Source organism: Kribbella qitaiheensis (assembly GCF_042657745.1).
Taxonomy (GTDB): domain Bacteria; phylum Actinomycetota; class Actinomycetes; order Propionibacteriales; family Kribbellaceae; genus Kribbella; species Kribbella qitaiheensis.
In genome coordinates, this window is sequence record NZ_JBHSKE010000059.1 from 108,107 (window position 1) to 118,475 (window position 10,369).

General features: G+C 68.9%; 7 protein-coding genes and 1 pseudogene. 4 read left to right on the plus strand and 4 right to left on the minus strand.

Annotation, left to right across the window (positions count from 1 at the left end; all coding sequences use genetic code 11):
- Positions 1-441: a GNAT family N-acetyltransferase gene (locus ACFPJ1_RS34925; RefSeq protein WP_380110572.1), complete on the minus strand. Its 441-nt coding sequence runs from the start codon at positions 439-441 to the stop codon at positions 1-3.
- Between the two features lie 31 nt (positions 442-472).
- Positions 473-1,096, minus strand: coding sequence for a rhomboid family intramembrane serine protease (locus ACFPJ1_RS34930; protein ID WP_380110573.1), 624 nt, complete (start codon positions 1,094-1,096; stop codon positions 473-475).
- Positions 1,097-1,303: 207 nt separating this feature from the next.
- Here ACFPJ1_RS34930 and ACFPJ1_RS34935 point away from each other — a divergent pair, with 207 nt between their 5' ends.
- A complete protein-coding gene (locus tag ACFPJ1_RS34935; protein ID WP_380110574.1) occupies positions 1,304-2,485 on the plus strand; it encodes a Cmx/CmrA family chloramphenicol efflux MFS transporter in 1,182 nt (393 codons plus the stop codon).
- Here the strand turns inward: ACFPJ1_RS34935 and ACFPJ1_RS34940 are convergent.
- Positions 2,478-3,884 (minus strand): APC family permease, encoded by a 1,407-nt coding sequence (locus tag ACFPJ1_RS34940; RefSeq protein WP_380110575.1) that lies wholly within the window; start codon positions 3,882-3,884, stop codon positions 2,478-2,480. The two genes, ACFPJ1_RS34935 and ACFPJ1_RS34940, sit on opposite strands and share 8 nt — an antisense overlap.
- Before the next feature lie 104 nt (positions 3,885-3,988).
- Between ACFPJ1_RS34940 and ACFPJ1_RS34945 the strand changes: the two genes are divergently transcribed.
- Complete coding sequence (locus tag ACFPJ1_RS34945) at positions 3,989-4,954, plus strand: DUF389 domain-containing protein (protein ID WP_380110580.1); 966 nt, start codon at positions 3,989-3,991, stop codon at positions 4,952-4,954.
- A gap of 118 nt (positions 4,955-5,072) precedes the next feature.
- Here ACFPJ1_RS34945 and ACFPJ1_RS34950 read toward each other — a convergent pair whose 3' ends face one another.
- Positions 5,073-8,324 carry a S8 family peptidase gene (locus ACFPJ1_RS34950; RefSeq protein ID WP_380110576.1) on the minus strand — a complete coding sequence of 1,084 codons (3,252 nt, stop codon included), beginning with the start codon at positions 8,322-8,324 and terminating at the stop codon, positions 5,073-5,075.
- Positions 8,325-8,492: 168 nt separating this feature from the next.
- Here ACFPJ1_RS34950 and ACFPJ1_RS34955 point away from each other — a divergent pair, with 168 nt between their 5' ends.
- Positions 8,493-9,440, plus strand: a complete 948-nt coding sequence (locus ACFPJ1_RS34955) for a transcriptional regulator TrmB (protein WP_380110577.1) — start codon at positions 8,493-8,495, stop codon at positions 9,438-9,440.
- Between the two features lie 719 nt (positions 9,441-10,159).
- Positions 10,160-10,369: pseudogene (locus ACFPJ1_RS34960) on the plus strand (IS5/IS1182 family transposase); the annotation flags it as partial.

Below are 10,369 nucleotides of genomic sequence, written 5' to 3' on the forward strand. Positions count from 1 at the left end.
TCAGCTGAGACGCAGCGTGATGAATGGGATGGTGTCTCCCGGCAGGACGTAGCGCTCGAACTCGACGAAGCCGTGCGACTCGGCGAACCGCAGCCCGTCGGTGTTGGACGCGAGGATGATGGTCTCGATCCCGTCGGCGTCGAGCTTCCTCGCCTCGGCCAGCTCGTGCTCGTAGAACTGCCCGCCGAGGCCCTGGCGGCGGTGGGCGGGGAGGATCCGGACGATCACCGTCGCCGCGGTCGTGTCGTCGTTCGGCGGGCGGACGGTCGAGCAGCCGACCAGTTCGTCGCCGGCGAAGGCGACGGCCAGACGGTTGCGCCGGACGCGTTCGCGGACCTCGTCGAGGGACAGCGGGTCCGTCGGGATGATCGTGTTGTGGACGTGGCGCCACTGTTCGAGGCTGGCGTCGTCACTCGGCTGTTCGATCCGCAGAGTCGGCACCGCGCAAGCGAACAACACCAACTCTAGTCAGTCAAACTCGTGGTGTGGCGGTGTGTTTCGGGCGGTCGTCGGCGAGGACCCAAGCGGCGAAGATGCCGGCCAGGCCGCCGAACAGGTGGCCCTGCCAGGAGATGCCGTCCTGCGGCAGCAAGCCGCTGAGCAGGGCGCTCCCCCAGACCAGGACGACGACCACGCCGATCAGCACCTGGCTGATCCGGCGGTTGAAGATGCCCCGCGTGATCAGGTAGGCGGCGTACCCGAAGACCAGTCCGCTGGCGCCGATCGTGATCGTGTTCGGCGGCGAGATCAGCCAGGTGCCGAAGCCGCCGAGGGTGACGATGATGGCGGTCACGGCGAACAGCCGCTTCGCCCCGCTGACCGCGATCAGCAGGCCCAGGGTGACCAGCGGCAGCGTGTTCGAGATGAGGTGCCCGAAGCCCATGTGCAGGAACGGCGCGGTGACGATGCCGAACAGGCCGTCCGGCTGGCGGGCGATGATCCCGTACTGATCGAGTTCGCCGTTCAGCGCGGTGTCGATGACCTCGCTCACCCACATCAGCCCGACGAGCAGGATCAGCAGCTTCACGCCGCTGCTGATCTTCGCGCCGTCCACGACGCTGCTGCCGCCGCGCCGCGCGGGAGTCGAGGAACTCATGTCTCAACCATGCCCGATCCGGCCAAACGACCCCGGCCGACCGGCGTTTCCCGGCGGCGTGTCAAGCGGCCGGACCGATGTCAATAGCTGCAACGACCGTGAGTGATGCCACTGTGGCCGTGCGTGTCGGGCCTGCGTCCGACACACTGGGAGGCCGGTCGCGAAACCGCCCGGCTCACACATCGCAATTCCGGAGGGGGATTCGCGTTGCCGATCGCCATCTATGTCCTGGGGCTCGCCATCTTCGCCCAGGGCACGTCCGAGCTGATGCTCGCGGGCCTGCTGCCCGAGCTCGCGACGGACCTGGAGGTGTCGATCCCGGCCGCCGGCCTGCTGATCTCCGCCTTCGCGATCGGCATGCTGCTCGGCGCTCCGATCCTGGCCGTGGTCACCCTGCGCTGGCCCCGGCGTACCTCGCTGCTCGTGTTCCTGGCGATCTTCGCGCTCACCCACGTCGCGGGCGCGCTCACGACGAGCTACGCCGTACTGCTCGCCACCCGTGTGGTCGGCGCCTTCGTGTACGCCGGGTTCTGGGCGGTGGCGGCCGTCACCGCGGTCGGGCTGGTCCCGGCGAACAGCCGGGCCCGGGCGATGAGCGTGGTCGCCAGCGGCCTGACCATCGCGACCATCGTCGGCCTCCCAGCAGGTACGGTGATCGGTCAGCACCTCGGCTGGCAAGCGGCGTTCTGGGCAGTGGCGTTGATGTCGGTCCTGGCGATGGCGGGAGTGCTCGCCACGATCCCGCCCGGACGTCCTGATCCCGGGACCGCGCCCCGGATTTTCTCCGAGCTCCGCGCGATGTGGAACCCCCGGCTGTGGTTGTCGTACTGCACCACCGCCCTCGTCACCGCCGCGATCCTGGTCATCTTCAGCTACTTCGCTCCCCTGCTGACCGAGACGACCGGTCTCCCGTCCGGTGCGGTCCCGGCCGTCCTCGCCCTGTACGGCGTGGGCTCGCTGATCGGGATCACCATCGGCGGGCGGAACGCCGACGCGACCCCGTTCCGGACGTTGTCGGTCGGGATCACCGGGGTGGTCGCCCTCTCGGCCGTACTGGCGATCTGGGCGTCGGTGCCGGTGGTCGCCATCGGCGCGATCTTCCTGCTCGGCGGTTTCGGGTTCGCCACCAACCCGGCGCTGAACGCCCGGGTGTTCAGCCTGGCCGAGGAGGCGCCGACGCTGGCGACCGCGGTCAACTTCTCGTCGTTCAACGTCGGCATCACCATCGGCCCCTGGCTCGGCGGCCTCGCCATCGACGCCGGCGCCGGCTACCGCGCGCTCGGCTGGATCGCCGTGGCGCTCGGACTGGTTGCCCTCGGCACCGTCGTCCTCGCCGCCCAGCTCCCGCTCCGCCGGACGGCGACGACCCATCCCACGAGGATCAGTTGACCGGGCCGCTCTGGTCGAGGTGGCTCGGGTCGAAGTCGGACTTGCGCTTGAAGACGTACTTGTTCAGCAGCCAGGTGATCGCCCAGAGGACGACGCCGATCACCATCAGCCAGCCGGCGATCTTGTAGTCGTCCGAGGCCCGGCCGGACAGCGGGCTGGCCAGGTAGACGCAGAGGATGCAGCCCAGGATCGGCAACGCGGTCGGCGCGTGGAAGTGCTTGTGCTCCACCTTGTCGCGGCGCAGGACGAGCACCGCGACGTTGACGATCGCGAACACGCACAGCAGCAGGAGGGCCGTCGTACCACCCAGGGCAGTGAGGTCGGCGTACCCGATCAGGAAGAACGCCAGCAGCGTGGTGAACAGGATCGCGACCCACGGAGTACGGCGCTTGTGCAGGATGCGGCCGAGCGGACCCGGCAGCACCTTCTCGTGCGACATGCCGTAGAGCAGGCGGCTGGCCATCAGCATGTTGATCAGCGCCGAGTTCGCCACCGCGAACATCGTGATCCACGCGAAGATCTGCAGCGGGAAGTCCGGCGCCCCGGCCTCGACCACCTTCAGCAGCGGGGTGGCGCCCTTGTTCAGCTCCTCCGGCGAGACGAGCGCGACGGCCGAGATCGCGACCAGCACGTAGATGACGCCGGTGATGGTCAGGCCGATCAGCATGATCTTCGGGAAGATCTTGACCGGGTCCTTCGTCTCCTCGGCCATGTTGACCGAGTCCTCGAAGCCGACCATCGCGAAGAACGCGAGCGCGGTCGCCGCGGTGACAGCACCGAACGGCGACTCGCCGTCCGGGGTGTTGAACTCGGTCAGCCGGGCGGTGTCGCCATCGCCGTTGGACAGCGCCCAGGCGCCGATCGCGATCACGATCAGCAGACCGGTCAGCTCGACCAGGGTCAGTACGACGTTCGCCTTGACGCTCTCGCCGACACCACGAAGGTTGACCAGGGCAATCAACGCCATGAACGCCAGCGCGGTGATCATCAGCACCGAGCCGCGGTCCGGGTCGATCTTCAGCGCCGAGAAGAAGTTCGCCGCGAACGCCTTCGAGGCGCTGGAGGCCGACGTCAGGCCCGAGCACATCACCGCGAAGGTGAGCAGGAAGGTGAGGAAGTGAATGCCGAACGCCTTGTGCGTGTAGACCGCGGCGCCACCGGCCTTCGGGTACTTCGTCACCAGCTCGAGGTAACTCGTTGCCGTCAGCATCGCCACGATGAAGGCGCACAGGAACGGCAGCCAGACAGCGCCACCCACCTCGCCCGCCACCTTGCCGGTCAGCGCGTAGACGCCGGTGCCGAGGATGTCGCCGACCACGAAGAGCAGGAGCAGTCCCGGGCCCATCACCCGTTTCAGCTCAGGACGGTCTTCGGTGGTCTTGGCCGCGATGTCGCTCATCCTGCCTCCCGGGATCGTCGAACCAGCAATCGATCACAGTCGTGGAGCACCGGCCCGGACCTGCGCCGCGCCCCGCCGAAGAAGGCTGACACCATGTCCGGGTGATGCATCTACGTCTCATCGTCCCACCGGATCGCACCACCCGCGTCCTGGACGCGCTCGTCGCCGACGATCGGGTGACCAGCGTCGTGATGCTGCCGGGTGCCGCGCACCGTCCGGCGGGCGACGTGATCGAGTGCGATGTCACCCGCGAGGCGACCTCGGACATCCTGACCTGGTTGAAGAAGCAAGGACTGTACGACGAGGGCTCCGTCGCGGTGACCGAGGTCGGCGCGGCTCCGTCCCGCAACGCCAGGGCCACCGAGAAGGCCGCTCCGGGCGCACCGGACGACGCGGTGATCTGGGACGCGGTGGTCGACCAGGCGTACAGCGAGACGACCGGATCATGGTCTTACTACACGTTTCTCACCCTCGCCACGATGATCGCGGCCGTTGCCGTCATCACCGATTCCGCCATCCTGGTGGTCGGCGCGATGGTGGTGGGTCCGGAGTTCGGCGTGGTCGCCGCGCTCGCGGTCGGCATCGCGCTGAAGGCCGGCCACCTGAGCGCGCGGTCGATCGCCTTGCTGTTCAAGGGTTTTCTGCTGGCGATCGCCCTGACTGTTCTCGCCGCCCTGCTCGCCCGGGCGGTCGGCTGGATCGACACGGCGGACGTGACTGCTGCCCGTCCGTTGACCGGGTTCATCTGGCGGCCGGACCGCTGGTCGGCCGTCGTCGCGGTCCTGGCGGGCTGCGCCGGTGTGCTGTCGCAGACGGCCGGTCGCTCGAACGCGCTGGTCGGTGTGTTCATCTCGGTCACCACGGTCCCGGCCGCCGGCGATCTCGCCCTGTCGATCGCGGTCTGGGCGCCGGAGCAGATCGCCGGATCGGCCGCGCAACTCGGCATCAACCTGGTCGGGATGACGATCGCCGGCGTGATCACCCTGCTCCTGCAGCGACAGATCTGGCGGCTCTACCTGCGGCACGGAACCAGGAGACGAGCTGGGGCGGGCGCGCGCGTTGAGGCTTGACCGGGCGTCCCCTGTCCGGTCCGCGCGCGCCCGGTGGTCCAGTCGTACCCAATTCAACGGAATCCGGCCACGGTCCGGGGTGACGTAGTCCGGACATGTCGCGAACACGACACCGTCGTCAGCGGACCGGGATCGCCCGGATCACCGTCTGGTCGACGGTACCGCCGGACGCGTCCGAAGCGGTGGCACGCAGTGACAACGCCGTGCCGGGCAGCACCGCCCAGGGCGGCACGATCGCTGTGTAGCCGTTCCTCGTCGGCACCGTCACGGCCCGGGTCCAGCGACCGCCATCGTCCGTGGAGTACCAGAGAGTGGCACCCGTGACTCGACTCGCGGTCGATCGCAGCAGATGCCCGACCTCCAGGTCGATCTGGAGCGGACGCCAGGCGGCAGCCCTGCCCAACCCATCGACCTTCGCGTCGTAGGAGATGCCCAGCAACGCCGGCGGCTGTCCGGTCGCCTTCGTCGGATCGGGCGGCGGTGCCGAGGTGAAGTTCCACGTCGTCCTGGCACTGCTCGAGCTCGGGAACACTGCTGGATCGAGCTCCCAGCTCTGCTCGAGCTTGAAAGTCCCACTCCCGTTGGGAATACCGAAGTAGCTCGAACCAGCGGCGACCTCATTGACGAGTACTCCGTTGCGGTACAACGCCAGCCGGCGGTTCTTCACCGCTGCCGCCACGGGCTTCCCGTGATGGAAGGCGTCTGCCACCCCGATGTCGACGAACAGGTACGTCGGAGTGTGCGAGGCCGCGAAGATCGTCGGGTGCACCGCGACCCCGAAGGTCCGTTCCACCCGGGCACCCGCAGGGAACGGCAGATTCTCCCGGTCGCACAGGTTCGTCGTACTGGCGGCTGTGACCGTGAGGCACTGGTTCCACTCAGCGCCCGGGTCGGCCGTCAGAAGTTCGACCTGCTTCGAAGGGACGCGGACCGTGCGGCGGTTCACCCAGCCGACCCCGGTCTCGGCGGTCGACCAGGCGCGTTCCACCCGTTGCGTGCCAGGCCCGGAGATGGTGCCGAAGGTGTTCTCGACCCGGGCCATCCTCTGCAGATCCCGGCGCTCGAGGCGTGGGGACAGCGGCAGTTCGAACCGGTCCTTCACAAAGAGCAGTTCGTAGACGTTCGGGTCTCCCGCGCGGACCGTTCCGACCGGCTCCAGCCGCCACCGGTTGGACGCCTCGAACGCGCCGGCGGGCGACACCGTGGTGGTCGGCTGGACGAAGATCGTGCCCGCGGCGATCTGGTCCGGAGTGAAGAACCAGAAGTCGCTGAGCCCACGGCTCTTGCTGTGGCGCGAGACACCGAGCGCGGACTCCGCCAGCGTCGTCTGCCGACCGGCCACAGTGGGCGCCCGCAGTACCTGGGCCTTCCGCGCGTCGATCACGTACGACGTATCGCGGGCCAGCGGGATCTCCGAGGAGCCGGCCAGGGCAAAGGTCTTCGGTCGATCACCATCGGCCGGCGTCTCCACGGCGGAGAGGATGCTCAGACGCCCCGGATCGAGCCGGGTCTTGGCCACGCCGTTGGCGTCGAGCGTGAGGTTGATCGAGCCGCCGGTGTCGTAGTTGAAGACCGTAGCCACGCCACCGGCATACGGAGCGCCGGAACGGTCGAGCACTCGCACGGACAGGTCGTAGCGTTCCGGTTCGTCGTACGCCCCGAAAGGCAGGTGAAGCAGCCGCTGCTGATCCGCGTCGAGCACCTCAACACTCCCCTGCCACGTTCCGTCAGGCAGCAGCCCTGGATCCACGGTCACCCTCGACGACGCCGTACCGCCGGCCGGGATGGTCAGCGTGGCAGGCTCGGCCAGTACTGCGTCAGCGGGTGCCTCGACGTTGGTGGCGCTCTTCTCGGCATCTACGAGGGAGATCGTCACCGGTGCCGTGCTGGAGTTCGTCAGGGTCAGCACCTGACTGCGCGCGGCCTTGTCCGGATAGCGCAGGTAGGCGAAGTCGAGCGACGCAAGATCGGCCGACACCTGGCCAGCGGTGGCCTGCTGGAGGTCGAGCACTCCACCGCCGTTGGTCCAGCCGTTGAAGACCTTCGTGGCGTCGGCCCGGGTGGTCAGGTCGGCCTTCAATTGCTTCCACGTGTGGTCCGGGTGCTGCTGCAGCATCAGCGCAGCCGCACCGGCGACCAGCGGAGTCGCCTGGGAGGTGCCGGACATCGCCACATAAAGGTTGCCGTCGCGGGCTCCTGCTCGCGCGCCGAGGAGGTTGACGCCGGGCGCTGACAGATTGGGCTTGAGGCGGTAGGTGCCGCGGGTCGGGCCCTCGCTGGAGAAGATCGCCTGCTTGCCCGCGGCATCGACCGCGCCGACCGTGAGCGCCGAGGCGGCAACGCCCGGGCTGCCGATCGTGTACGGGTTCGCCCCCAGGTTGCCGCGGTTCCCGGCAGCGGCGACGAACAGCGTGCCGGTCGTCGCGGAGAGCCTGTCGAGCGCCTCGGAGACGAGGTCGTCGCCGTCGGCGGGCGGCGAGCTGAGGCTGAGGTTGACCACGTCGGCGTCCTGCGCGGCGGCCCACTCCATCCCGGCGATCACCCAGGATTCCTGACCGAAACCGTCGCCGGCCAGCACCTTCCCGGAGATCAGGTCGACCTCCGGAGCGATACCCCGGCGCGCGCCGTCCGAGCCGGCGCCGCTGCCCGCGATGAGCGACGACACGTGGGTGCCGTGACCGTTGTCGTCGGCCGGGCTCGTGCTCCCGGTGAAGTCGGCCTCGGCGTCCACCTTGCCCGCCAGTGCCGGGTGACCGGAGTCGACGCCGGTATCGAGGACCGCGACCTTCACCCCACGCCCGCCCAGCCCGCGCTCCCAGGCGGCCGGCGCCTTCACCTGATCAAGGTAGGCGTCCCGCGGTGCTTCCGCGGCCCCGGATAAAGCGGTCGCGCTCAGCCGCCGATCGAGCCAGAATCTACCGGTGCCCGCCTGTCGTCCCGTAAGTCGTTCACCGAGTGCGGCCGCGCGCTCCTTCGGCAGCACCCCCGCGCTCGCCCCGAGGCTAGGCAGCTCGCGCTCGATCCGGACGGCGCCTGGAGCCAGGGACCGGGCGTCCGCTCGCACGATGACCGGGAGATCCGCCCGATGCGCGTCGTCGTACCCCATCTCCACCAGACCGGTCACGTCGAACAGCGCGGGGTCCAGCACCGACGGGACCAGCGGCTCGACGTCCTTCGGGATCACGCTCACCCGGCCCGCATCCCGGCGTACCGAGAACGCGCCACTGCCCGGTGTCCGCGGCTCGATCCGGACCGCGGGATCGCCCTTGGCGTCCGGGGCACCGAGCGTCACCTTGTCGCCGGTCAGCAGCGTGACGGTGCTTTCGGTGCCGTACTGCGATGTCGCCGCCGGGCTGCTGCCCTCAGGCATCGGAAGCGCTTGGGCAGGGGCAGCCGACAAGGCCAAAACGACAGTGGCACTGACGAGAGCACGAACTCTGGGCGGGGTCACTGTGCAGTGGTATCGAATCCAAGGCTGTCCGAGCTACGAGATAGCGTGACGGATGCCGGACATGTCGGGAATAGGCCAGGAGGTTGCGTGCTCGAATCCCTCGGAGTGACGCCCGCGGACGAAGAGGCGTACCGGGCCTTGCTGGCAGCGCCTGGCTGCTGCTTGGTCGACCTGGCCAAACGCCTCGGCCGCGACCTCGACGACCTGGCCGGGACCGTCGGGCGGCTCGAGCAGCTCGGTCTGCTGACCACCACCGCGGACCAGCCGATCCGGTTGCTGCCGACCCGGCCGGATGTGGCCGTCGACGCGCTCGTCGCTGTACGCCGGGCCGAGCTCGACCGAGTCCGCGCGGAGGCGCGGGTGATGTTGTCGGAGCTCCGAGCACAGGAGCAGCACCGCCCGGAGAACCTGGTTGAGGTGATCGTGGGGCAGGAGGCGATCGCCGCCAGGTTCGCGCAGCTCCTCAGCGGCACACAGGAACAGCTCCTGGTGCTGGACCGCCCGCCGTACGCCTCAAGGCCCGGGAAGTCCGACCCCACGGTGCGCGGGCTGCTCCGAGAGGGCGTCACCGTGCAGGGCATCTATTCCCCCGACTCGCTGGACGTTCCCGGGGGAATCGACGAGGCCTACAGCGCGGCCGATGCGGGCGAGACGTCGCGAGTACATCCGCAGCTGCCGATGAAGCTCGCCGTCTTCGACCGCAAGGTCGCGCTGCTCCCGCTGTCGGTGGATCAGCTCGTCGACAGCGCGCTCGTCGTCCACCCGTGTGCGTTGCTGGACGCGCTGATCGAGATGTTCTTCCTGCTCTGGGATCAGGCGGTTCCCGTCGTACCGGCCAGGATGGATCCGCTGGATGCCCGCCTGATGACGCTGCTCGCGGCCGGGTTCAAGGACGACGCCATCGCGCGGCAGCTCGCGCTCAGCAGCCGGACCGTCGGCCGCCGGGTCGCCGAACTGATGGAGACCCTCGGCGCCCGCACCCGCTTCCAAGCCGGCATCCACGCCCAGCGCCGCCGCCTCCTCGAAGACACCTGAGGTACGCGGATCCCGCGGAGAGGTCTGAGCCGGGTCGGGGCGATGTTTTCGGGGTCTGGTGTACCGAGCAACAGGGAGTGCTGGGATCGTCGCGGACATCCCAGGCGTGGAGTGCCTGCCGGGGCGGTGTGTGCGGCGACTACCTCCTGTCCGTCGGTACGCCGCGCGCCCTCGGGGTGGGTTTCGCCCCGGTGGGTGGTGGATTTCGCCTGGGCGGGTGGTCGTGATGCCAATTCGGGGCTGGCGCAGGCCAGTTGCTCGACCCCCGGCAGGTTGTTCGACCACGGGCAGGTTGTTCGACCACTGGCGGGTTGTTCGCCATGAGGATGCCCGCTGCCACCGCCCAGGCCGGCTGGCGGGTTTGGTCGGTGGCTCGTGGCTCCGCTGGCCGGTTGTTCGCTGGCTGGCGACTTGCTGGGCGCCAGCGGCCGCACAACCCGTCATCGGAAGGCCGATCGCCGGCCTGGGGGCCGACCGGGTGGGGCGATGCGGACCGCGGACACCTTCTGGGGGTGCGGCAGCCCGTGGTGGTGGGTTTGCGGGGATCGCGGACACCTTCTGGGGGTGCGTGACGGTCGGTGGCGGTGTTGTTGTGGGGACCTCGGACAAGAAGTGGGGACCTGGGACAGCTCATGTCGTGTTCGAGAGCCTGTTGCTTTTTGGGTGACGCGCCTGGGTAGGTCCTGGCTGGGGTCGGGTGGTGTTGGAAAGATCTGGGGATGGCGAAGACGTATCGGCCGGTGGATCGTGCGCAGGAGTTTTTGCTGCCGCCGTCGATGGTGGACTGGCTTGGCGATGATCATCTGGTGTGGTTCGTGATCGCGGCGGTGGAGCGGTTGGACACGGCGCGGTTTCATGCGGGGGCGAGGCTGGGTGGGGTGGGCCGGCGGGGTTACGACCCGGACATGTTGTTGACGTTGTTTGTGTAT